Origin of the sequence: Streptomyces sp. NPDC050619 (genome assembly GCF_040654815.1) — a bacterium.
Taxonomy (GTDB): Bacteria; Actinomycetota; Actinomycetes; order Streptomycetales; family Streptomycetaceae; genus Streptomyces.
The window spans coordinates 70,945-94,634 of record NZ_JBFAIR010000006.1 but is presented as its reverse complement, the minus strand read 5'-3'; the positions used below and the strand labels follow the sequence as shown (position 1 = coordinate 94,634).

15 protein-coding genes are annotated in these 23,690 nt (G+C 70.4%); 9 read left to right on the top strand and 6 right to left on the bottom strand.

Annotated features, from left to right (window positions below):
* Nucleotides 1-59: 59 nt before the first annotated feature.
* Nucleotides 60-500 carry a VOC family protein gene (locus AB0I77_RS12745; RefSeq protein WP_363282497.1) on the bottom strand — a complete coding sequence of 147 codons (441 nt, stop codon included), beginning with the start codon at nt 498-500 and terminating at the stop codon, nt 60-62.
* A gap of 27 nt (nt 501-527) precedes the next feature.
* Nucleotides 528-1,115: a pyridoxamine 5'-phosphate oxidase family protein gene (locus AB0I77_RS12740; RefSeq protein ID WP_363282496.1), complete on the bottom strand. Its 588-nt coding sequence runs from the start codon at nt 1,113-1,115 to the stop codon at nt 528-530.
* Nucleotides 1,116-1,274: 159 nt separating this feature from the next.
* On the opposite strand from AB0I77_RS12740, the gene AB0I77_RS12735 reads away from it, so the two are divergent.
* Nucleotides 1,275-4,271 carry a bifunctional [glutamine synthetase] adenylyltransferase/[glutamine synthetase]-adenylyl-L-tyrosine phosphorylase gene (locus AB0I77_RS12735; RefSeq protein ID WP_363282495.1) on the top strand — a complete coding sequence of 999 codons (2,997 nt, stop codon included), beginning with the start codon at nt 1,275-1,277 and terminating at the stop codon, nt 4,269-4,271.
* Nucleotides 4,272-4,319: 48 nt separating this feature from the next.
* Here the strand turns inward: AB0I77_RS12735 and AB0I77_RS12730 are convergent, their stop codons facing one another.
* Nucleotides 4,320-5,189 (bottom strand): phosphatase PAP2 family protein, encoded by an 870-nt coding sequence (locus AB0I77_RS12730; protein WP_363282494.1) that lies wholly within the window; start codon nt 5,187-5,189, stop codon nt 4,320-4,322.
* 151 nt (nt 5,190-5,340) lie between these two features.
* The gene (locus tag AB0I77_RS12725) at nt 5,341-6,375 is read right to left on the bottom strand and encodes a LacI family DNA-binding transcriptional regulator (protein ID WP_363282492.1); all 1,035 of its coding nucleotides are present in this window, start codon (nt 6,373-6,375) and stop codon (nt 5,341-5,343) included.
* Nucleotides 6,376-6,617: 242 nt separating this feature from the next.
* On the opposite strand from AB0I77_RS12725, the gene AB0I77_RS12720 reads away from it, so the two are divergent.
* The 8 genes from AB0I77_RS12720 (at nt 6,618) to AB0I77_RS12685 (ending at nt 20,707) form a co-directional block, all read left to right on the top strand.
* Complete coding sequence (locus AB0I77_RS12720) at nt 6,618-7,886, top strand: extracellular solute-binding protein (protein ID WP_363282491.1); 1,269 nt, start codon at nt 6,618-6,620, stop codon at nt 7,884-7,886.
* Between the two features lie 61 nt (nt 7,887-7,947).
* Nucleotides 7,948-8,952, top strand: a complete 1,005-nt coding sequence (locus tag AB0I77_RS12715; RefSeq protein WP_363282490.1) for a sugar ABC transporter permease — start codon at nt 7,948-7,950, stop codon at nt 8,950-8,952.
* 14 nt (nt 8,953-8,966) lie between these two features.
* Entirely contained in the window at nt 8,967-9,878 is a 912-nt protein-coding gene (locus AB0I77_RS12710) for an ABC transporter permease subunit (protein ID WP_363282489.1), read from the top strand.
* A gap of 168 nt (nt 9,879-10,046) precedes the next feature.
* Nucleotides 10,047-11,714, top strand: a complete 1,668-nt coding sequence (locus tag AB0I77_RS12705; protein ID WP_363282488.1) for a glycoside hydrolase family 13 protein — start codon at nt 10,047-10,049, stop codon at nt 11,712-11,714.
* Nucleotides 11,715-11,829: 115 nt separating this feature from the next.
* Nucleotides 11,830-13,209, top strand: a complete 1,380-nt coding sequence (locus AB0I77_RS12700; RefSeq protein WP_363282487.1) for an alpha-amylase family protein — start codon at nt 11,830-11,832, stop codon at nt 13,207-13,209.
* A 14-nt stretch (nt 13,210-13,223) separates the two neighbouring features.
* Complete coding sequence (pulA, locus tag AB0I77_RS12695) at nt 13,224-18,623, top strand: pullulanase-type alpha-1,6-glucosidase (protein ID WP_363282486.1); 5,400 nt, start codon at nt 13,224-13,226, stop codon at nt 18,621-18,623.
* Between the two features lie 77 nt (nt 18,624-18,700).
* Nucleotides 18,701-20,320, top strand: coding sequence for a fused response regulator/phosphatase (locus AB0I77_RS12690; RefSeq protein ID WP_363282724.1), 1,620 nt, complete (start codon nt 18,701-18,703; stop codon nt 20,318-20,320).
* 30 nt (nt 20,321-20,350) lie between these two features.
* Nucleotides 20,351-20,707: an isomerase gene (locus AB0I77_RS12685; protein ID WP_363282485.1), complete on the top strand. Its 357-nt coding sequence runs from the start codon at nt 20,351-20,353 to the stop codon at nt 20,705-20,707.
* Between the two features lie 26 nt (nt 20,708-20,733).
* Here AB0I77_RS12685 and AB0I77_RS12680 read toward each other — a convergent pair whose 3' ends face one another.
* Both AB0I77_RS12680 and AB0I77_RS12675 read right to left on the bottom strand, forming a co-directional pair.
* Nucleotides 20,734-21,450 carry a TetR/AcrR family transcriptional regulator gene (locus AB0I77_RS12680; RefSeq protein WP_363282484.1) on the bottom strand — a complete coding sequence of 239 codons (717 nt, stop codon included), beginning with the start codon at nt 21,448-21,450 and terminating at the stop codon, nt 20,734-20,736.
* Nucleotides 21,451-21,710: 260 nt separating this feature from the next.
* Nucleotides 21,711-23,645: a hypothetical protein gene (locus AB0I77_RS12675; RefSeq protein WP_363282483.1), complete on the bottom strand. Its 1,935-nt coding sequence runs from the start codon at nt 23,643-23,645 to the stop codon at nt 21,711-21,713.
* Between the last annotated feature and the right edge of the window lie 45 nt (nt 23,646-23,690).

Genomic DNA, 23,690 nt, shown 5'->3' with positions numbered 1-23,690 from the left:
CACGAGGACGGGACAGCCGCGGCACCAAGGAGCCGCGGCTTTCCCGTGCCGTCCGCGCTCTACGACTCCTGCCCCGCCAGCGCCGCCAGCACCTGATGCAGCGGCTCCGTCGCCCGGCGCCGGTACTCCTGGATCGCCCAGCCGTTGCCGTCCGGGTCCTTGAAGTACATGAAGGTCGCGCCGTCCTGCGGGGCGAACTGCTGGGGCTCGCTGACGTCGACCCCCCGCGCGGTCAGCTCGTCGTAGGCCGCCTTGGCGTCCGTGACGCACAGCTGGAGTCCGTGGTACGTCCCCGGCCGCGGTGTCCCCGTCGGGACCTCCAGCCCGTCCACCAGGGCGATGGAACAGCCGGAGCCGGGCGGGGTCAGCTGCACGATCCGCACCCCCGGCATGACCTCGCTGTCCAGGTCCACGTGGAAGCCGACCTTGTCCTGGTAGAACTCCTTGGCCCGGTCCACGTCGGATACCGGCAGCAGGACCACTTCGAGGCTCATGTTCATGGCGTGACTCCCTCGTCGACGTCAGAATCAGAACCGCCACCGGGTCTGGCTGAACGGCTCCCCCTTACCGAAGCCGAAAACCGTGCCCGGCGCCACCGCGAAGACAGCGGCATGTCCCGGACCATGCACGAAATATCCGTCCTGTACGGAGAAATGCCAGAAATCGCCGTACTTCCTCTCCCACGCCGCGGCCAGCTCGCGCAGCCTGGCGTCGTCGGACACCCGCACCGCCTCGCCCTCGACCACGAGGTCGTAGCCCTTGTCCCAGATGTTCGTGCCGGTCGTCAGTACGACGTGCGGGTTGTGCGCGAGGTTCTTCGCCTTGCGCTCCTCGGGGCCGGTGCAGAAGTGCAGCGCGCCGTGCGCCCAGACCGCGGGCAGCGGGGTCACATGCGGTCGCCCGTCCGGCCGTACCGTCGAGATCCAGAACAGCTCCGCCGCGGCGAGCAGCGCCTCGGCGTCCGCCCAGGGGATCGCGGTGGCCGACTCGTCGCTGTAGCGCGCGTCGAGGTGGGTCTCGGGTGCCTTCTCGGTCGCGTTGTCCGTTTTCCCGGCCGTTTCCTTGTCCGTTTCCCTGGCCGTTTCCCGGTCAATGTCCATTTCCCTGTCTGTCATCAGCGGCCTCCAGACATGTCTCACTCCGGCCCTTACCCGGCCTCCCCAGTACAGACCCGTCCCGCCCCGGGAACTCATCGCCGCCCGCCCCGGCGCTTCTCACCAGCACTCCGGTTAGGCTCGGGCGAGGTACGACCTTGATCGGACGGGAGGCCTGGTATGACGGCGCCGGGGCGCAGAAGCAGTACCTTCACGCGGCTGCTGCGGCACGGCTTCACCGATCCGTCGGCCGCCGAGCGCCTCCTGGACGGTGCCGAGCTGTCCGGCGTGCGCGACGACCCGGTGCTGCTGGAGGCGCTCGGCGCGACCGCCGACCCGGACCTCGCGCTGCACGGTCTCGTCCGGCTGCTGGAGGCCCAGCCCGACCCCACCGCCCGGCGTGAACTGCTCGACACGGTGATAGCGGCCAAGCCGCTGCGCGACCGGCTGCTCGGTGTGCTCGGTGCCTCCGCCGCGCTCGCCGACCACCTGGCCCGGCACCCCGGCGACTGGCACGCGCTCGTCATGTACGAGCCGCGAGACCTCCACCCCGGGGTGGAGGAGTTCGAGCGCGGCCTCGCCGAGGCGACCGACCCGGTCCTGCTGCGGGTCGCCTACCGGCGCTGCCTGCTGTCCATCGCCGCCCGTGACGTGTGCGGCACCACCGACCTCGCCGAGACCGCCGCCGAGCTCGCCGACCTCGCCACCGCCACCCTGCGCGCCGCGCTCGCCATAGCCCGCACCGCCGCACCGGGCGACGCGGCGCTGTGCCGGCTCGCGGTCATCGCGATGGGCAAGTGCGGCGGCCACGAGCTGAACTACGTCTCCGACGTCGACGTCATCTTCGTCGGCGAGGCCGCCGACGGCGCCGACGAGGGCAAGGCGCTGCGGTCGGCCACCAAGCTCGCCTCGCATCTGATGCGCATCTGCTCCGAGACCACCGTCGAGGGCTCCATCTGGCCCGTCGACGCCAATCTGCGCCCCGAGGGCAGAAACGGTCCGCTGGTGCGCACGCTCGCCAGCCACCTCGCCTACTACCAGCGCTGGGCCAAGACCTGGGAGTTCCAGGCCCTCCTCAAGGCGCGCCCGGTGGCCGGCGACCCCGAACTCGGCGCGGAGTACGTCGCCGCCGTGGAACCCCTCGTCTGGAAGGCCGCCGAGCGCGAGAACTTCGTCGCCGACGTGCAGAAGATGCGCCGCCGGGTCGTCGAGAACATCCCCGTCACCGAGGTCGACCGCGAACTGAAGCTCGGCCCGGGCGGACTGCGGGACGTCGAGTTCGCCGTACAACTGCTTCAGCTGGTGCACGGACGGGCCGACGCCTCGCTCCGCAGCGGCACGACGCTGGACGCCCTTCAGGCACTCGTCGCCGGCGGCTATGTCGGCCGCGCCGACGCCGTCCAGCTCGACGACGCCTACCGCTTCCTGCGTTCCATGGAGCACCGCATCCAGCTCTTCCGGCTGCGCCGCACCCACCTCGTCCCCGTGGAAGCGGCCGACCTGCGGCGCCTGGGCCGCTCCCTGGGCCTGCGCGCCGACCCGGTGGCCGAGCTGACCCGCGAGTGGAAACGGCACACCGGCGTCGTACGACGGCTGCACGAGAAGATCTTCTACCGCCCGCTGCTCGACGCGGTCGCCCAACTCGCTTCCGGCGAGACCCGGTTGAGCCCCGAGGCGGCACGGGAGCGGCTGGTCGCGCTCGGGTACGCGGATCCGGCGGCGGCGCTGCGGCACCTGGAGGCGCTGGCGTCCGGGGTGAGCCGCAAGGCCGCGATCCAGCGCACGCTGCTGCCGGTGCTGCTCGGCTGGTTCGCCGACTCGGCCGACCCGGACGCGGGCCTGCTCAACTTCCGCAAGGTGTCGGACGCGCTCGGCAGGACACCCTGGTACCTGCGGCTGCTGCGGGACGAGGGTGCCGCCGCCGAGAACCTCGCCCGCGTGCTGTCCGCCGGCCGGCTCGCCCCCGACCTGCTGATGCGCGCGCCCGAGGCGGTGGCGCTGCTCGGTGACGGCGACGCCGGCGGCCTCACCCCGCGCGGACGGCCCCACCTGGAGCAGGAGATCCTCGCCGCCGTCGGCCGCGCGCCCGGCGCGGCGCAGGCGGTCACGGCGGCCCGCGGAGTCCGCCGCCGCGAACTGTTCCGTACGGCCGCCGCGGACATCGTCGGCTCCTACGGCACCGAGGCGCAGCCGGTCGAGGCCGACCAGGGCGCGCTCGTGGACCGGGTCGGCGCGGCGGTGTCGGACCTGACGGCGGCCACGCTCGCGGGCACGCTGCGCGCGGTGGTGCGGGACGGCTGGGGGGAGAGCCTGCCCACCCGGTTCGCGGTCATCGGCATGGGCCGCTTCGGCGGCCACGAACTGGGCTACGGCTCCGACGCGGACGTCCTGTTCGTGCACGAGCCGCGCGACGGCGTGAGCGAACGCGAGGCCTCCGAGGCGGCCAACAAGGTCGTCTCCGAGATGCGCCGCCTGCTCCAGATCTCCAGCTCCGACCCGCCGCTGCTCATCGACGCCGGCCTGCGGCCGGAGGGCAAGTCCGGGCCGCTGGTACGGACGCTGAACTCGTACGAGGCCTACTACCGCCGTTGGTCCCTGGTCTGGGAGGCACAGGCCCTGCTGCGGGCCGAACCCGTCGCCGGGGACGAGGAGCTGGGGCGCCGGTTCGTCGAGCTCGTCGATCCGCTGCGGTACCCGGCGGCGGGGCTCGGCGACGACGCCGTACGCGACATCCGGCGGCTGAAGGCGCGGATGGAGTCCGAGCGGATGCCGCGCGGCGCCGATCCCAAGCTGCACACCAAGCTCGGGCCCGGCGGGCTGTCCGACGTCGAGTGGACGGTGCAGTTGCTCCAGATGCGGCACGGGGCCGAGGTGGCGGGCCTGCGCACGACCCGCACCCGGGCCGCCCTCGCCGCCGCCGGCGCGGCCGGGCTCATCCCGCCGGAGGAGGTCGCCACCCTCGACGAGGCGTGGGTGCTGGCGACGCGGGTGCGCAACGCGGTGATGCTCGTGCGCGGGCGGGCCGGGGACACGTTCCCGTCGGAGGCGCGTGAGCTGGGCGCCGTGGGCCGGTACCTGGGGTACGGCCCCGGGCACGTCGGCGACATGCTGGACGACTACCGGCGTACGGGGCGACGGGCACGGAGTGTGGTGGACGAGCTGTTCTACGCGGGGTAGCTCCGAGGTCTACGGGGGGTAGCTCCGAGGCGACCGGAAGCGACCGCCCTACACCTTCGCCGGCAGCAAGGTCTCGCCCGTCTCCCGCCCGGGTTTCACCGGCACCAGCCGAGGCAGCGCGTACGGCAGTACCCGGTACCAGACCCATGCCACCGCGAAGCCGAAGGTGAGGCACATGATGCCGCCGACCGCGTCCAGCCAGAAGTGGTTGGCCGTGGCGACGATCACCACCAGCGTGGCCGTCGGGTAGAGCAGGCCGAGCACCCGCACCCACGGCACCGACGCCAGGGCGAAGATCGTCAGACCGCACCACAGGGACCAGCCGATGTGCATCGACGGCATCGCGGCGTACTGGTTCGACATGCTCTTCAGGTCGCCGGAGGCCATCGAGCCCCACGTCTGGTGGACCATGACGGTGTCGACGAAGTCGCCGCCGTTCATCAGGCGGGGCGGGGCAAGCGGATACAGGTAGTAGCCGACCAGGGCGACCCCGGTGGTCGCGAAGAGCACCAGGCGGGTCGCGGCGTAACGGCCGGGATGGCTACGGAAGAGCCACACCAGGACACCGAGCGTCACCACGAAGTGCAGCGTCGCATAGTAGTAGTTCATGCCGACGATGAGCCAAGTCACCGAGTTGACGCCGTGGTTGACCGACTCCTCGACGGCGATGCCGAGGTGGTGCTCCATCCGCCAGATCCAGTCGGCGTTGCGCAGCGCCTCGGACCGCTGCTCCGGCACCGCGTTGCGGATCAGCGAGTACGTCCAGTAACTCACGGCAATCAGCAGGATCTCGAACCAGAGGCGGGGCCGGCGCGGGGCGCGCAAGCGGCGCAGAAAACCCTGGTCCGTTTCGGCCGCAACGGGCTCCGGAACGGCCGCTGTGCGGCCATCCTGTGTCGTCACGGTCGTCTCACCCATAGGCACAGAGTCTGCCAGAAAAGCCCTTGACCACCGATCATCCCCCGGTCCTGTCCGGGCTGCACGTTCTACGCCCGCAAGACCCTTCGAACCTACTACCAGCGAACTGCGGTCACCAAAAGTCCTCCGCCCTGAGGACGAGGTCGGCGCCTCAGTGTCGCGCTCGTTCCCCAGGGGCCGAGGCGGTCGAACCGCGCACCACGAGTTCCGGCATGAACACGAACTCGCTGTGCGGCGCGGGCGTCCCGCCGATCTCCTCCAGGAGCGTGCGGACCGCTGCCTGTCCCATCGCCGGGACCGGCTTGCGGATCGTGGTCAGGGGCGGGTCGGTGAAGGCGATCAGCGGGGAGTCGTCGAAGCCCACGACCGAGATGTCCGTCGGGACCTCCAGGCCCCGCTGCCGGGCCGCCCGTATCGCGCCCAGCGCCATCATGTCGCTGGCGCACACCACCGCCGTGCAGCCACGCTCGATGAGCGCGGCGGCGGCGGCCTGGCCGCCCTCCAGGGTGTAGAGGGAGTGCTGGACGAATTCGGTCTCGACGGTGTCCGTGCTCAGGCCCAGCAGGTCCTGCATGGTGCGCACGAAGCCCTCGATCTTGCGCTGCACGGGCACGAACCGCTTGGGGCCCAGCGCCAGGCCGATCCGCGTGTGCCCCAGCGACACCAGATGCGTGACCGCCAGCGTCATGGCGGCTCGGTCGTCGGGGGAGATGAACGGCGCCTGCACCTTCGGCGAGAAGCCGTCCACGAGCACGTACGGCACGCCCTGCGCGCGCAGTTGCTCGTAGCGCTGCATGTCGGCGGAGGTGTCCGCGTGCAGACCGGAGACGAAGATGATGCCCGCCACGCCCCGGTCGACGAGCATCTCCGTGAGCTCGTCCTCCGTGGAGCCGCCCGGGGTCTGGGTGGCGAGGACGGGTGTATAGCCCTGCCTGGTCAGCGCCTGGCCGATGACCTGGGCCAGCGCCGGGAATATCGGGTTCTCCAGCTCCGGAGTGATCAGGCCCACCAGACCCGCGCTGCGCTGCCGCAGACGCACCGGGCGCTCGTAGCCCAGCACGTCGAGTGCGGCCAGCACGGTCTGGCGGGTGGTGGCGGCGACGCCCGGCTTCCCGTTGAGGACCCGGCTGACGGTCGCTTCGCTCACCCCCGCCTGAGCGGCGATGTCGGCAAGCCGTGTGGTCACAGGAGCGCTCCCTCGTGAAACGTGATGGCAAGAGCTTGCAGAGTCTTGCACATGCCGCCCCAACCGTTCGCCGACCGTAAATAAGCGTCTCACGCCGGTCGCCGATGGGTCACGCCCGGATAACTTCGAAGATCACTTGCACTTTTTTGCTGCAAGCACTTTCGAGACGCTGACATCGCTGTTACGTTCACGTCGCCCGGCTGGCCTGTGAGCACACGGGCTTTCACCCTCAAGGAGAACTCATGCGGCGTGGCATAGCGGCCACCGCGCTGGTGGCGTCCCTCGCCCTCGCGGCGACGGCCTGCGGCGGAAGCGACAGCGGCGACAGTGCCGACGGTCCGGTCACCATCACCTGGTGGGACACCTCCAACGCCACCAATGAGGCACCGACGTACCAGGCCTTGGTCAAGGACTTCGAGGCCGCCCACAAGGACATCAAGGTCGACTACGTCAACGTGCCCTTCGACCAGGCCCAGAACAAGTTCGACACCGCCGCCGGCTCCAAGGGCGCCCCGGACGTCCTGCGCTCGGAGGTCGGCTGGACCCCCGCCTTCGCCAAGAAGGGCTTCTTCCTGCCGCTGGACGGCACCGAGGCCCTCACCGACGAGAGCGCGTTCCAGCCCAGCCTGATCGAGCAGGCCAAGTACGAGGGCAAGACGTACGGCGTGCCGCTGGTCACCGACACCCTCGCGCTGGTCTACAACAAGGACCTCTTCGCGAAGGCCGGCGTCGAGGCCCCGAAGACCTGGGACGACCTGAAGAAGGCCGCCGCCACGATCAAGGACAAGACCGGCGTCGACGGCTACTGGGGCTCCACCGCGGGCTACTACGCGCAGACCTTCCTCTACGGCGAGGGCACCGACACCGTCGACGCCACGGCCAAGAAGATCACCGTCGACTCGGCGCCCGCCAAGAAGGGCTACGAGACCTGGCTGGGCCTGTTCGACGGCAAGGGCCTGCACAAGGCCGACACCACCGCCGACGCCTACGCCCACATCCAGGAGGCCTTCGTCAGCGGCAAGGTCGCCGCGATCCTCCAGGGCCCGTGGGAGATCACGAACTTCTACAAGGGCTCGGCCTTCAAGGACGAGAACAACCTCGGCATCGCCACCGTCCCGGCCGGCTCCACCGGCAAGGCGGGCGCCCCGACCGGCGGCCACAACCTGTCGGTGTACGCCGGCTCGGACTCGGCCCACCAGAAGGCCGCGCTGAAGTTCGTCGACTTCATGACCTCGGCGAAGTCCCAGGAGACCATCGCCCTGAAGAACTCCACGCTGCCGACCCGCGACGACGCCTACACCGCCGAGGTCAAGGCAGACCCGGGCATCGCCGGCTTCCAGAGCGTCCTGCCCGCCGCACAGCCGCGCCCGGCCCTGCCCGAGTACAGCTCCCTGTGGACCCCGCTGGACGCCGAGCTGCCGCAGATCGCCGCCGGCAAGGAGTCCCTGGACGAGGGCCTGGGCAAGGCCAAGACCGACATCGCCAAGCTGGTCCCGGACTTCAGCAAGTGACCCTGAGTGGCCGCCGGATCCCCCGCGAACCGGGAAAGACGTCGGAGAAGGTGTCGAACCAATGACAGTCGCCATCGACCGCGCGACCGGCAAGCGCCGCGATGACCGCGCGCCGAAACCCGGGCCGGCCCGGCGCCTCACGTGGGGATTCCACAAGTACTGGTACGCGTACGCGATGATCGCCCCGGTGGTGGTCGTCCTCGGGGTCCTCGTGCTCTACCCCCTGGCGTACGGCCTCTACCTCACGCTCACCGACGCCAACAGCCTCAACACCGCCCGCACCATCGGCGTCAACCACATCGACGCCACCTACAAGTTCATCGGCTTCGACAACTACGCCGACATCCTGTGGGGCGACACGGCCTACGACCGCTTCTGGTCGCACTTCATCTGGACGATCGTCTGGACCGCGCTCTGCGTCACCCTGCACTACACGATCGGTCTCGGCCTCGCCCTCCTGCTCAACCAGAAACTGCGCGGCCGGACCCTCTACCGGCTGATCCTGATCCTGCCGTGGGCGGTGCCGACCTTCGTCACCGTCTTCGGCTGGCGCTTCATGCTCGCGGACGGCGGCATCATCAACTCCGCGCTCGACGCGCTGCACCTGCCGTCGCCGCTGTGGCTGGAGGACACCTTCTGGCAGCGGTTCGCCGCGATCATGGTCAACACCTGGTGCGGCGTGCCCTTCATGATGCTGTCGCTGCTCGGCGGCCTCCAGTCCATCGACACCTCGCTGTACGAGGCCGCCGAGATGGACGGCGCCACCGCCTGGCAGCGCTTCCGGTACGTCACTCTCCCCGGCCTGAGGTCCGTCAGCTCCACCGTCGTCCTCCTCGGCATCATCTGGACCTTCAACCAGTTCGCGATCATCTTCCTGCTGTTCGGCGACACCGCCCCGGACGCCCAGATCCTTGTCACCTGGGCGTACCACCTCGGCTTCGGACAGCAGCCGCGTGACTTCGCGCAGTCGGCCGCGTACGGCATCCTGCTGCTGGCCATCCTGATCGTCTTCACCTCCTTCTACCGCCGCTGGCTCAACCGCAACGACCAGCAGCTCGCGATCTGAGGCAGGAGTCCTCCATGAGTACGACCACTGTCGAGACCTCCGCCGCGGCGACCGGGCCGGGCTCCTCGGCCACCGGGCCGGGCCGGGTCCGCAGGCGCGGCGAGAGCACCCCCGCCGGCCGGCTCGTCTCGCACGGCATCCTGATCGCCGCGAGCCTGATCGCGCTCTTCCCCGTCGCCTGGCTGGTCTATCTGTCCCTCGGCCCGGACAAGGACGACTACCTGCACCCCGGAGGCATCTGGGGCAAGATGACGCTCGACAACTACACCTACGTCCTGCGGAAGACGAACTTCACCGACTGGCTGCTCAGTTCGATGGTCGTCACGCTCGGCACTGCGCTCATCGGCGTGACCATCGCCGCCACCACCGGCTACGCGGTCTCGCGCATGCGCTTCCCGGGATACCGGAAGTTCATGTGGGTGCTCCTGGTCACCCAGATGTTCCCGGTAACCGTACTCATGGTGCCGATGTACCAGATCCTGTCGGACCTCCAGCTCATCGACACCTATCTCGGTCTCATCCTCGTGTACTGCACGACCGTCGTCCCGTACTGCGCCTGGCTGATGAAGGGTTACTTCGACACCATCCCGTTCGAGATCGACGAGGCGGGACGCGTCGACGGGCTGAACCCCTTCGGCACGTTCGCGCGACTGATCCTGCCGCTCGCCAAGCCGGGCCTGGCGGTCGCCGCCTTCTACAGCTTCCTCACGGCCTTCGGTGAGGTCGCGTTCGCGTCGACGTTCATGCTGTCCGACACGAAGTACACCTTCGCCGTCGGGCTGCAGACCTTCGTCAGCGAGCACGATGCGCAGCGCAACCTGATGGCCGCCACCGCGGTGCTGATCGCGATACCCGTCTCCGCGTTCTTCTACTTCGTGCAGAAGAACCTGGTGACCGGCCTCACCGCGGGCGGCACGAAGGGGTAGGCCTCACAGCAGTGACCCGACACACACCGAGAGTTCCGTAAACCGCGGAAAACCTGCGCGCGCCACAATTCGGTAGTGCATCCCGATCTGCCGTCCAACAGAACCCGTGACCCGAACCCGATCCCGAACTCGAACCCGCACCCGCACCTGTTACGCACCAAGGACGCCATGACCCAGCAGCACTCCGCCGAACCGGCCGAAACCACTGCCGTCGCCACCGTCGTCAAGCGCCGCGACTGGTGGCGGGACGCGGTGATCTACCAGGTCTATCCGCGCAGCTTCGCCGACAGCAACGGCGACGGCATGGGCGACCTGGAGGGCATCCGTACCCGACTGCCGTATCTGCGCGACCTCGGCGTGGACGCCGTATGGCTCAGCCCCTTCTACGCCTCGCCACAGGCCGACGCCGGCTACGACGTCGCCGACTACCGGGCCGTGGACCCCATGTTCGGCAACCTCCTGGACGCCGACGCGCTCATCCGCGACGCCCATGAACTGGGCCTGAGGATCATCGTCGACCTGGTCCCGAACCACTCCTCCGACCAGCACGAGTGGTTCAAGCGGGCGGTCGCGGAGGGCCCCGGCTCCCCGCTGCGCGAGCGCTACCACTTCCGCCCCGGCAAGGGGAAGACCGGCGAACTCCCGCCCAACGACTGGGAGTCGATCTTCGGCGGCCCCGCCTGGACGAGGGTGCCGGACGGCGAGTGGTACCTCCACCTCTTCGCCCCCCAGCAGCCCGACTTCAACTGGGAACACCCGGCCGTCGGCGACGAGTTCCGCTCCATCCTCCGCTTCTGGCTCGACATGGGCGTCGACGGCTTCCGCATCGACGTGGCACACGGCCTGGTGAAGGCGGACGGCCTCCCGGACCTCGGATCCCACGAGCAGGTCAAGCTGCTGGGCAACGATGTCATGCCGTTCTTCGACCAGGACGGCGTGCACGCCATCTACCGCCAGTGGCGGCGCGTTCTGGACGAGTACGCCGGCGAGCGAATTTTCGTCGCCGAGGCATGGACCCCGACCATCGAGCGCACCGCCAACTACGTGCGCCCCGACGAACTCCACCAGGCCTTCAACTTCCAGTACCTGGCCACGAGTTGGGATGCGGACGAGCTGCGGGAGATCATCGACCGCACGCTGGACGCGATGCGCCCGGTGGGTGCCCCCGCCACCTGGGTGCTGTCGAACCACGACGTCACCCGCCACGCCACCCGCTTCGCCAACCCGCCCGGCCTCGGCACCCAGATCCGCCTGGCCGGAGACCGTGAGCTGGGCCTGCGCCGCGCCCGCGCCGCCACCCTCCTCATGCTGGCACTGCCCGGATCGGCGTACGTCTACCAGGGCGAGGAGCTCGGCCTGCCGGACGTCGTCGACCTGCCGGACGAGGTGCGCCAGGACCCGGCCTACTTCCGGGGCGCCGGCCAGGACGGCTTCCGCGACGGCTGCCGGGTGCCGATCCCCTGGACGCGCACGGGATCCTCGTACGGCTTCGGCGGCTCGGGCAGCTGGCTGCCGCAGCCGAAGGGCTGGGGTGAGCTGAGCATCGAGGCCCAGACCGGCGACCCCGACTCCACCCTGGAGCTGTACCGCACGGCCCTCGCCGTCCGCCGCGAACAGCCCGACCTGGGCGCGGGCAACGCGGTGGAGTGGCTGAAGGCACCCGAGGGCGTCCTCGCCTTCCGGCGCGGCGAGTTCGTGTGCGTCGCGAACACCGGCGACGAATCGGTGACGACGCCGGCGTACGGCCGTCTGCTGCTCGCCAGCGGCGAGGTGGCCGAGACGGACGGCGAGGCGAAGGTGCCGGCGGACACGACGGTGTGGTGGACCACGGCCTGACGGCCGCTCTGCAAGTCCTTGCAGCAACGTCCCACGGGCCCGCTGCCCTTCAGGCGGCGGGCCCTAGCCATCCGAACTTTAGCCATCCGAACCTTCAACGACGAAGGAACCCCACATGGCCGGTAGCAGATCCCTGTCGGGCGCTCTCGCGCTCGCCGCCGCGGCAGCCGTCATGGCCCCCGCCACCACCGCCTCCGCCTCCCCGCCCGGCACCAAGGACGTCACCGCCGTCCTCTTCGAGTGGAACTTCGCCTCGGTCGCCAAGGAGTGCACCACCACCCTCGGCCCCGCCGGGTACGGCTACGTCCAGGTCTCCCCGCCCGCCGAGCACATACAGGGCGCGCAGTGGTGGACGTCGTACCAGCCGGTCAGCTACCGGATCGCCGGGCGGCTCGGCGACGCCACCGCCTTCCGGAACATGGTGAACACCTGCCACGCGGCGGGCGTGAAGGTCGTCGTCGACACGGTCGTCAACCACATGTCGGCGGGCAGCGGCACCGGCACCGGCGGCTCGGCGTACACGAAGTACGGCTACCCGGGCCTGTACTCGTCCTACGACTTCGACGACTGCACGTCGAGGATCACCGACTACACCAACCGCGCCAACGTCCAGAACTGCGAACTCGTCGGCCTCGCCGACCTGGACACGGGCGAGGAGTACGTCCGCTCGGCGATCGCCGGATACATGAACACCCTCCTCGGCCACGGCGTCGACGGCTTCCGCATCGACGCGGCCAAGCACATCCCGGCGGCCGATCTCGCCGACATCAAGTCGCGGCTGAGCAGTTCGTCGGTGTACTGGAAGCAGGAGGTCATCTACGGCGCGGGCGAGGCCGTCCAGCCGACCGAGTACACGGGCAACGGCGACGTCCAGGAGTTCCGTTACGCGTACGACCTCAAGCGGGTCTTCAACAACGAGAACCTCGCCTACCTGAAGAACCACGGCGAGGGCTGGGGCTACCTGAACAGCTCCGTCGCCGGTGTCTTCGTCGACAACCACGACACCGAGCGCAATGGCAGCACCCTGAACTACAAGGACGGCGCGAACTACACGCTGGCCAACGTCTTCATGCTCGCGTACCCGTACGGCGCCCCGGACATCAACTCCGGCTACGAGTTCTCCGACCCGGACGCGGGTCCGCCGGGCGGCGGCTCGGTCGGCGCCTGCTGGCAGGACGGCTGGAAGTGCCAGCACGCCTGGCCGGAGATCAGGTCGATGGTCGCCTTCCGCAACACCACGCGCGGTGAGTCGGTGACGAACTGGTGGGACAACGGGGGCGACGCGATCGCGTTCGGGCGGGGGAGCAAGGGGTTCGTGGCCATCAACCACGAGTCGGGCTCGCTGAGCCGCACGTACCAGACCTCACTGCCCGCGGGGACCTACTGCGACGTGCAGAGCAACACGACGGTGACGGTGAACTCGAGCGGCCAGTTCACCGCCGCCCTGGGGTCCAACACCGCCCTCGCGATCTACGCCGGCAACTCCGACTGCTGAAGGAGTCCACGTCAGTGATACCGAGATGGCCGGTGCCCTCAGGGCGCCGTACCGCCCGTACCGCCCGTAGCGCCCGTACCTCCCATGCCGCCCACGCCGGACGGGTAGCGGCGGTCACCGTGACCGCGCTGGCCGCAGCGCTCGTCCAGCCGCTGGCGGCCCGGGCCGACACCCCGCCCCCACCGCCGTCCGATGCCAGGCTCGCCGCCGAGCCCGCCCGGCACGACGCCACCCGCGAGCAGTTCTACTTCGTGATGCCGGACCGTTTCGCGGGCGGCGACTCGTCCAATGACCGGGGCGGCCTCGCCGGCACCCGCCTCACCACCGGCTACGACCCCACCGACAAGGGCTTCTACCAGGGCGGCGACCTCAAGGGCCTGACGCAGAAGCTCGACTACATCAAGGGCCTCGGCACCACCGCCCTCTGGATGGCGCCGATCTTCAAGAACCAGCCCGTGCAGGGCGAGGGCGCGAACGCGTCCGCCGGCTACCACGGCTACTGGATCAACGACTTCACCCAGGTCGACCCGCACTTCGGCACCAACAAGGACCTGGAGACCCTCATCTCCAAGGCGCACGCCAAGGGCATGAAGGTCTTCTTCGACGTCATCACCAACCACACCGCCGATGTCGTCGACTACGAGGAGAAGTCCTACGGCTACCTCTCCAAGGGCGCCTTCCCGTACCTGACGAAGGACGGCGAGCCCTTCGACGACGCGGATCACGCGGGGACTTCCGAGTTCCCGGCCGTGGACGCCGACTCCTTCCCGCGCACGCCGAAGGTCACACGGAACACCAAGGTCCCGTCCTGGCTCAACGACCCGACGATGTACCACAACCGCGGCGACTCGACCTACGCCGGTGAGTCGACCACGTACGGCGACTTCTCCGGCCTGGACGACCTGTGGACCGAGCGTCCCGAGGTCGTCAACGGCATGGAGAAGATCTACCAGCGCTGGGTCAGGGACTTCGACATCGACGGCTTCCGGATCGACACCGTGAAGCACGTCGACATGGAGTTCTGGACCCAGTGGGCCACGGCGCTGGACGCCTACGCGGCCAAGCGGGGACGCGACGACTTCTTCATGTTCGGCGAGGTCTACTCCGCGGACACGGCGATCACGTCGCCGTACGTCACCCAGGGCCGCCTCGACGCCACGCTCGACTTCCCGTTCCAGGAGGCGGCCCGGCAGTACGCCTCCCAGGGCGGCAGCGCGCGGAAGCTCGCGTCCGTCTTCGGTGACGACTACAAGTACACGACCGACAAGGCCAACGCGTACGAGCAGGTCACCTTCCTCGGCAACCACGACATGGGCCGCATCGGGTACTTCCTGAACCAGGACAACCCGGAGGCGACGGATGCCGAACTGCTCAAGAAGGACCGGCTCGCCAACGAGCTGATGTTCCTCAGCCGCGGCAACCCCGTCGTCTACTACGGCGACGAGCAGGGCTTCACCGGCTCCGGCGGTGACAAGGACGCCCGCCAGACGATGTTCGCCTCGCGCACCGCCGACTATCTCGACGACGACGAGATCGGCACCGACCGCACGCACGCGAGCGACGCGTACGACCCGAGGGCACCGCTGTACCGGCAGATCTCCGAACTCGCCAAGCTCCGCAAGGCCCACCCGCCCCTGACGGACGGAGTCCAGAGCGAGCGGTACGCGGCCGACGGCGCCGGCGTCTACGCGTTCAGCCGCACGGGGGGTGACAGGACCGAGTACGTCGTCGCCCTCAACAACGCGGACGAGGCGAAGACGGCGTCCTTCGCGACCGGTTCGGCGGGCATGGCGTACACGGGGATCTACGGGACTTCCGCGCAGCCGACCTCCGACGCCGACAAGAAGATCACCGTCACCGTCCCGCCGGGCTCGGCCGTCGTCCTGAAGGCGGCCGGCCGGCTCGCCCCGCCCGCCACCAGGCCGGCCATCACCCTCAAGGCCCCGGCCACCGGCGCCACCGGCACCGTAGAACTGAGCGCCGACGTCGACGGCGGTCAGCTCAACCGCGTCGTCTTCGCCGCCCAGACCGGCAACGGCACGTGGCGGACGCTCGGCTCCGCCGACCACGCCCCGTACCAGGTCACGCAGAGCATCGACAAGGCCGTACCGCCCGGAACCGCCTTGCGCTACAAGGCGGTTGTCGTCGACTCGGCCGGGCGCACCGCGAGCGCCACCGCCGAGAGCCGCACCGGCACCCCGCCCACCGAGCAGCCCCCGACCGCCGCCTCCCGCGACTACGCGATCGTCCACTACAAGCGCACCGACGGCGACTACGCCGACTGGGGCCTGTACGCCGAGGGCGACAGCCACCCGTTCATCGGCCGGGACGCCTACGGCGCCTTCGCCTACGTCAAGCTGAAGCCCGGCGCCTCGAACCTCGGCTTCCTCATCGTCGACAAGCAGGGGAACAAGGACGTCGCCGCCGACCGCACGATCGACCTCACCCGGACGGGCGAGGTCTGGGTCGAGCAGGGCAGGGAAGCCGTACAGACGCAGCGGCCGGACTACCCCGCCCAGGACACGACCAAGGCCGTCGTCCACTACCACCGCGCCGACGGCGACTACGACGGCTGGGGCCTGCACGTCTGGACGGGCGCCGCGAACCCCACCGAGTGGTCGAACCCGCTGAAGCCGGTGAAGACTGATACCTATGGCGCGGTCTTCGAGGTACCGCTCACCGACGGTGCGGGCAGCCTCAGCTACATCATCCACAAGGGCGACGAGAAGGACCTGCCCACCGACCAGTCGCTCGACCTCACGGCGGCGAACGGTCACGAGGTGTGGCTGGTGAGCGGCCAGGAGAAGTACCTGCTCCCGCAGCCGGCCGGCTCCGCCGCCGCGCTCGACCTGACCACCTCCAAGGCGATCTGGATCGACCGGAACACGGTCGCCTGGAACGGCTCCGAGGCGGCCGTCTCCACCCAGCTGCTGTACTCGCGCGACGGCTCGATCTCCGTCGACCAGGGCACGCTGACCGGGGAAGCCAAGTGGCTCCGCCTCTCCAGGACCGCCCTCACCGACGCCCAGAAGGCGACGTTCCCCCACCTCAAGGACTACACCGCCTGGTCCGTCGACCCGCGCGACCGCGACCGCGTGCGCGAGGCCCTCACCGGCCAGATCGTCGCCTCCCAGCGGGCCGTGAACGGTGCTGTACTGGCGGCGACGGGCGTCCAGATCGCCGGCGTACTCGACGATCTGTATCCCGGGGCGACGAAGGCGGAGCTCGGGCCGACCTTCCACAACGGCCGTCCCACGCTGGCGGTCTGGGCACCCACAGCGCAATCCGTGAAGCTGGACCTCGACGGCACCACCGTCGCCATGAAACGGAACGCCACGACCGGCGTCTGGTCCGTCACCGGCCCCAAGTCCTGGAAGAACAAGCCCTATCGGTACGTCGTGACGGTCTGGGCCCCCAGCGTCCGCGAGGTCGTCACCGACAAGGTCACCGACCCCTACTCGGTCGCTCTCACCGCCGACTCCGAGCGCAGCCTGGTCGTCGACCTCGACGACGACTCCCTTGCCCCCAAGGGATGGTCCTCGCTGGCCAAGCCCAAGGCCGTGCCCCTGAAGGACGCCCAGATCCAGGAGCTGCACATCCGGGACTTCTCGGTGGCGGACAAGACGGTGCCCGTGCAGGACCGGGGTACCTACCTCGCCTTCACCGACAAGGGCGGCGACGGCTCCAAGCACCTGCGTGAGCTGGCGAAGTCGGGCACGTCGTACGTGCACCTCCTGCCCGCCTTCGACATCGCCACCATCCCCGAGAAGAGGTCCGACCAGGCGGCCGTCGACTGCGACCTGGCCTCCTACCCGGCCGACTCCGACCGGCAGCAGGCGTGTGTCTCGGCGGTCGCCGCGAAGGACGCCTACAACTGGGGCTACGACCCGTACCACTACACGGTCCCCGAGGGCTCGTACGCGACGAACCCCGACGGCACCGGCCGCAGCGTCGAGTTCCGCGAGATGGTCAAGGCGCTGAACGAGGACGGCCTGAGGGTCGTCATGGACGTCGTCTACAACCACACCGCCGCGAGCGGGCAGGCGGACACGTCCGTCCTCGACCGGATCGTGCCCGGCTACTACCAGCGGCTCCTCGCCGACGGCTCGGTCGCCAGCAGCACCTGCTGTGCCAACACCGCCACCGAGAACGCCATGATGGGCAAGCTGGTCATCGACTCGATCGTCACCTGGGCCAGGCAGTACAAGGTCGACGGCTTCCGCTTCGACCTCATGGGCCACCATCCGAAGGCCAACATCCTCGCCATACGCGAGGCCCTGGACGCGCTGACTCTCGAAAAGGACGGCATCGACGGCAAGAAGATCATCCTGTACGGCGAGGGCTGGAACTTCGGCGAGGTCGCGGACGACGCCCGCTTCGTGCAGGCCACGCAGAAGAACATGGCCGGGACCGGTGTCGCGACCTTCTCCGACCGGGCCCGTGACGCGGTGCGCGGCGGCGGCCCCTTCGACGCGGACCCGGGCGTCCAGGGCTTCGCGTCCGGGCTGTACACAGACCCCAACTCGTCCACCGGCAACGGAACTTCGGCCGAGCAGAAGGCCCGCCTGCTGCACTACCAGGATCTGATCAAGGTGGGCCTGACCGGCAACCTCAAGGACTTCACCTTCACGGACACCGACGGCAAGGAGGTCACCGGCGCCGAGGTCGACTACAACGGCGCCCCCGCCGGCTACGCGGACGCGCCCGGCGACGCCCTCGCCTACGTCGACGCACACGACAACGAGACGCTGTTCGACGCGCTGACGTACAAACTCCCGGCTACGACGAGCGCGAGCGACCGTGCTCGTATGCAGGTCCTCGCCATGGCCACGGCCACCCTCTCGCAGGGCCCGTCCCTCTCCCAGGCCGGCACCGACCTGCTGCGCTCCAAGTCCCTGGACCGCAACTCCTACGACAGCGGCGACTGGTTCAACGCCGTCCACTGGAACTGCGCCGACGGCAACGGCTTCGGACGCGGGCTGCCGATGGCGGCCGACAACGCCGCCAAGTGGCCGTACGCCCAGCCCTTGTTGAGCACGGTGAAGGTCGGCTGCGAGCAGATCGAGGGCGCGTCGGCGGCCTATCGGGACCTGTTGAAGATCCGTACGACGGAGAAGATCTTCTCCCTCGACACGGCCGGCCAGGTGCGGGCGAGGCTCTCCTTCCCGCTCTCCGGGAAGGACGAGACGCCCGGCGTGATCACCATGAAGCTCGGTGACCTTGTCGTCGTCTTCAACGCGACGCCGAAGACGCGGCAGCAGCGGATCGAGGCCCTGACCGGGACGGCGTACGCGCTGCATCCGGTGCAGCTCAACGGGGCGGACCCGGTCGTCAAGTCCGCCTCTTACGACAGGGAATCGGGCACCTTCGCCGTACCGGGGCGGACCGTGGCGGTTTTTTCCCGGACCTCCTGATAAGGGACAAGGGCATTACCTTGGTGGGGCAGACCACAACCCCGGTCTGCTCCACCGGTGTGTCCAAGGGCGGACAGATGGACGTCAATGGCAAGCGGAGCGACCTGACCCTGCTGGTCGTGAACGAGGGGGCGGGCGGCCGGAACGCCATGGGCGCCCTGCTGCGCCGCGCCGGTCACCAGGTCGTCCCGGCCGCCTCCGGGCGCGAGGCGCTCGCCGAACTCGACGTACGGCTGAGCAGGGGGACCCTGCCCGACGTGGCCCTCGTCGACGTGGACCTGCTGGACATGAGCGGCTTCGAACTGTGCCGCCGGCTCAAGGCCCGGCCGCACCTGGCCGGCCTGCCCGTCGTGCACTTCTCGGCAGGCACCGTGGACGCGGGTGATCGCTGCCGAGGCCTCGACGCGGGCGGCGAGGCGTATCTGGCGCTGCCCGCCGAGCCCGAGGAGATCGACGCGGTGGTGCGGGCCGCGGTGCGCGCCGCGCGGCTGCGCGCCGACGACCAGGCGGTGGCCCGGCGGCTGACGCTGCTGTCGGAGACGATCGCCACCGTCCAGGCGGCGCGCTCCCCGCAGGAGCTCGCCGACGCCGCCGCCCACGGCACCGCACGGCTCACCGGCACTCCCGCCGCCGTCTTCGTGCTCGGCCCGGACGACGAGCTGTACCGCGCCACCTCCCGGGACCGCACCGCGCTCGCACCGCCGGACGAGGGCGCCCACCGGGCCGTGGCCGGTCTGTTGCGGCGGCTCGGTCGCGGGCAGGCCGGGGTGCAGATCACCACGGTGCCCGCGCCGGTGTGGCCCGCCGGGTTCTTCCGGCCCGGCGTGGAGCACGACGCCCGCCTGGCGCTGGTCCCCACCCAGGACGGCAGGGCCTCGGTGTGCCTGGCCCTGCCCACCCGCGGGGTGCGCCGGGTGAACCCCGAGGACGAGGCCCTGGTGGCGCGGCTCGCCCAGGCCACCGCGCTCGCCGCCGAGCCGCTGCTCATGTACCAGGTCGAGCGGCATGTCGCCCTCACCCTCCAGCACAGCTTCCTGCCCCAGCCGCACCGGCTGCCCGAGCTGCCCGGCATCGACGTCGTGGTCCGCTATGTGCCCGCGTCCCGGCAGACCGAGATCGGCGGCGACTTCTACGCCGCGCTGCGCACCCGCGACGGCATGCTCACCGCGGTCGGCGACGTCGTCGGGCACTCGCTGGAGGCGGCCACCGTCATGGTCGAGATCCGGCACGCCCTGCGCGCCTACTGTGTCGACGAGAGCGATCCGGCCGTGCTCGCCGAGCGCCTCGACCGGATGCTCCAGCACTACCATCCCGACGTCACCGCCACCGTCTGCCTGGTCCTCATCGACCCCGGCACCGGGCGTACCCGTATCGCCAACGCGGGCCACATACCGCCGCTGATCATCCGGGACACCCGGAGCGCCGACTACGCCAAGGCCACCGGACCGCTGCTCGGCCTGGGCCTGCCCCGCCCGGCGCCCGCCGAACTGTTCCTCGAACCCACCGACCGGCTTCTCATGGTCACCGACGGCCTGATCGAGACGCGGGGCACGGACCTCGCGATCTCGATGGAGCACCTCCGCGCGGCCGCCACCGGCGCCCTGCCGGGCCTGGACGCCCTGTGCGACACCTTGCTGGACTGTTTCGGCCACGCCCCGGACGACGACATCGCGATGCTGGCACTGCGGCTAGTGTGAGGACGCCGACCCCGAACAGGAGTGCCCCCCATGCCGCAGATCACCGTCGACTATTCCGCGCCTCTCGCCGAAGGCTTCGACCGGCGCGGCTTCGCGCTCGCCCTGCACGACGCGGTGGTGGAGATCGCGGCCGCGAAGCAGGAGGCGTGCAAGACGCAGTTCCGCGCCACCGAGGACACCACCGTCGGGCGGGACGAGGGCGGTCACGTGGTCGTCCACGTCACCCTCGGCCTGCTGGCCGGCCGCACCGAGGAGACCAAGGCGCAACTCACCGAGGCCGTACTGGAGTTGCTGCGCAAGTATGTGAAGCCCGGCGAGGGTCTGGCCCTGCACGCCTCGGCCGAGGTGCGCGATCTCGCCGTGTCCTACCGGAAGTTCGACGCCTGACGGGCCGACGGGCTGACGGGCTGACCTCAGGGGGCCGGCGCGAGGAGCCGGGTCACCAGGTCGCCGAACGGCCCGTCGCCCGGCTCGTCCTTGAGCAAGCGGCGCAGCAGCCCGCTCATCTCCTCGTCGTGCGCCGCGCTCACCGCCGCGAGCGCGGCGAAGTCGTGCACGAGCTGCACCTCCAGCTCCCCGCGCGGGATACGCCGGCCGTCCAGCCAGATCAGCGCGGTCGATTCGGCGAGCGAGATCCAGGACCGTATGACCAGTTCCAGTCGTGCGGGGGGCTCCTCCACCTCCAGATGCGAAAGGATCTGGTCGTACGCGGCCTGCCGTACGGAGTCGATGAGCGCGTTGGTCGCCGAGGCCGTGTCGAACAAGCGGGCTCCGCCCGCGGGGACGGCCGGGCCGCCGCGCATCAACGCCGCGAAACCGGGCCCGTGAACGTCGACGAAGTCGAAGAACCGGCGCATCACGCGCAGCAGCCGCGCCCCCAGCGGCCCTTCCCGCGCCTCCACGAACCGGCCCGCCAGATCCTCGGCGGCGCGCTTCAACGCGGCTTCGTACAGGCTGAGTTTGCCGGGGAAGTAGTGGTAGACCAGCGGCCGGGAGATGCCGGCGGCCGCGGCTATCTCGTCGATGGAGACCTCGTCCGGCGACCGGCGGCTGAACAGGTCCAGCGCGACGCCGATCAACTGCTGCCGCCGCTCCTCGACACCCATTCTGCGACGTACCCCGGTAGTCATGCGAACACCTTACCGATCGGATCCGGCCCCGAACGGACCAGACCGGGCAACGGTGTTCACCTGTGCGGCATGCCGAGCGGGGCCTAGGCCCTGTCGTCAAATTCCCGCCTGCACCGCAACGCCATGCACGCACTCTCGCCGCACCGGACGCAGACCCACGTACAACCAGTACGAGGGCCTGCGCCCGGCACGCCGAGAGCACGCACCTGACGCCGCGGTGCCCGCCCTGCGGGCGGACGACGGGAATTTGACGACAGGGCCTAGCGCAGACCGGTGATGGTCCGCCCGTCCTTCAAGGTCCCCTTCAGGCCCGCCTGGGCGCCCTGCTCGGTCCGTACGGTCAGCAGGTTGCCCGGCGAGGATCCACCGGTCCCGCCCGTCGCCGTGATCGAGGCCGTGTCCCGGCTGCCCGCGGCCAGCAGGTACCAGGAGTCCGCCTGCGACTTCCACAACACCCCGGCCAGCACCTGCGGGTCGCGCGGACCGCACGCCGGCACGTTCTCGGCCTGCGCCGCGACCGCCCCGTACGTCCCGCCCGGGGTGTGGAACTGCGCCAGCACGCGGGTGCCGCCGCCCCGCCAGGTCTCGGCCCGCGTGCACACCCACGCCGCCGAACCGCTCACGTCGGGCAGCGGCTGCTGGGCGAACTGCCAGGCGTTCACGGACCGCACGCCCTGCGAGCGCACGGCGGACAGGGAGCAGGCGAAGGGGGCCCAGGCGTGCAGCGCCTGAGCGCCGACGGCCTCGTGCGTCGAACCGGGCCGCCCGGTGGTGAGGCGGGCGGGGACCAGCTCGCCGAGGTCCGTCATCAGACGCGTACCGGAGTCGTCGGTCAGTTGCAGCACGTTCCACGAGGTGCACGTGCCACTGGCCTGGGCGGGGGCGGCCAGCGGTGAGGTGATGCCGTCGGTCAGCGTGAGGTCCATCGCGCCGGGAGTCGGCTTCAGCAGGTCCCGCTCGGCCGCCTTCTTCACCCAAGGCGCCGTCAGATAACGGACGTTGCCGTCGGACCGGCCCAGCACCACCGCGCTCGCGTCGGCCCCGCTCGCGCCGTCGACCCGCGCGAAGTCCAGCGCGGCCCCGCTCGTGTCGCCCTTCGGCTCGGCGTACCGGGCGATGCGCAGACCGTCGTAGAGGATCACCACGCGCGCGTTGTCGACGTCCCCGGCGTACAGCAGCTGGGGCGGGCCGGCCGGGCCGCCGGACGGGGTGCCGGGGGTGGCGGAGACCAGGACGCGCTCGCCGGGGCGGGCCCAGACGGCGAGGGCGCGGCGCAGCAGCGCCTCGTCGCCGGTGCGGTCGCCGCGCGCGGGCCACACGGAGAAGTCGGTGCGCGCGGAGGACCGCCACGCGGTGGGGGAGACCTTGGTCAACCTGCCCGGGTCGAGGGCCGCTTGGGCCGCCGGATTCTGTGCGTACGAGGGGGCGGCGGCGCCGTCGGGGCCCCAGCCGTCGCCGGGCAGACCGAGCAGCGCCCCGCACACGGCGACGGCCGCCGCCGCGGCGAGCGCGGCCTTCAGATGCTGCCGGCGCCGCATCAGGTCGGTGGGCCGGGCCTGGAGCGAACAGGGGTCGAACTCGGGGGAGTCGAGCAGCGCGTAGTGCGCGGCGACCTGGTCGGCCTCGCCCAGCGCGGCGTCCACGTCGTCGACCCCCGCGGCCGTGAGCACCTTGCGTACGGCGCCGTCCGGGAGCTTCTCCAGGCCGCGCAGCGCGTACGCGGCACGGGACGGGCCGGACAGGGCGGACAGCCGCTGGTCCAGGGCGAGTTCGTCGGCGCCGCCCGAGCGGGGGAAGAGCTTCAGGCCCCACACCTGGGGCAGCAGCGGCGGCAGCTGGGACCGCTTGGGCCACGCCCCGCGCCGCAGCGGCAGGCCCGCCTCCAGCGCCGTACGCAGCACCTGGAGGCGGACGAAGGCGTACCCCGCGTCGCCCTCGCGGCCGGTCGACTGGGCCGGGATCACGGGTGCGGGCGTCCGGCCCCGGGGCAGCGCGCGCTGGGTGAGCGCGTGCGCGGCCAGGACGCGCCGGCTGCGGCCGAGGCCCGGCGGCAGCACCAGATAGGCGAGCCGGACGAGCCGCGGATAGTGCTCGACGAGTGCGGCCTCGGCCTGCTCGATGTCGACGACGGGGCCGGGCGACGAAGAGGGGGCGGAGGAGGGTGCGGGGCTCGGGGCGACATCCTGTGACTGCACGTTCAGCAGAACGAGCGAATCGTCGGTTGGTCACAGGCGCCCGGA

Coding starts and splice junctions, on each gene's coding strand:
- AB0I77_RS12745 (WP_363282497.1), bottom strand. CDS start 500: ATGAACATGAGCCTCGAAGTGGTCCTGCTGCCGGTATCCGACGTGGAC.
- AB0I77_RS12680 (WP_363282484.1), bottom strand. CDS start 21,450: ATGACTACCGGGGTACGTCGCAGAATGGGTGTCGAGGAGCGGCGGCAG.
- AB0I77_RS12740 (WP_363282496.1), bottom strand. CDS start 1,115: ATGACAGACAGGGAAATGGACATTGACCGGGAAACGGCCAGGGAAACG.
- AB0I77_RS12730 (WP_363282494.1), bottom strand. CDS start 5,189: ATGGGTGAGACGACCGTGACGACACAGGATGGCCGCACAGCGGCCGTT.
- AB0I77_RS12685 (WP_363282485.1), top strand. CDS start 20,351: ATGCCGCAGATCACCGTCGACTATTCCGCGCCTCTCGCCGAAGGCTTC.
- AB0I77_RS12715 (WP_363282490.1), top strand. CDS start 7,948: ATGACAGTCGCCATCGACCGCGCGACCGGCAAGCGCCGCGATGACCGC.
- AB0I77_RS12710 (WP_363282489.1), top strand. CDS start 8,967: ATGAGTACGACCACTGTCGAGACCTCCGCCGCGGCGACCGGGCCGGGC.
- AB0I77_RS12705 (WP_363282488.1), top strand. CDS start 10,047: ATGACCCAGCAGCACTCCGCCGAACCGGCCGAAACCACTGCCGTCGCC.
- AB0I77_RS12720 (WP_363282491.1), top strand. CDS start 6,618: ATGCGGCGTGGCATAGCGGCCACCGCGCTGGTGGCGTCCCTCGCCCTC.
- AB0I77_RS12690 (WP_363282724.1), top strand. CDS start 18,701: ATGGACGTCAATGGCAAGCGGAGCGACCTGACCCTGCTGGTCGTGAAC.
- AB0I77_RS12735 (WP_363282495.1), top strand. CDS start 1,275: ATGACGGCGCCGGGGCGCAGAAGCAGTACCTTCACGCGGCTGCTGCGG.
- AB0I77_RS12700 (WP_363282487.1), top strand. CDS start 11,830: ATGGCCGGTAGCAGATCCCTGTCGGGCGCTCTCGCGCTCGCCGCCGCG.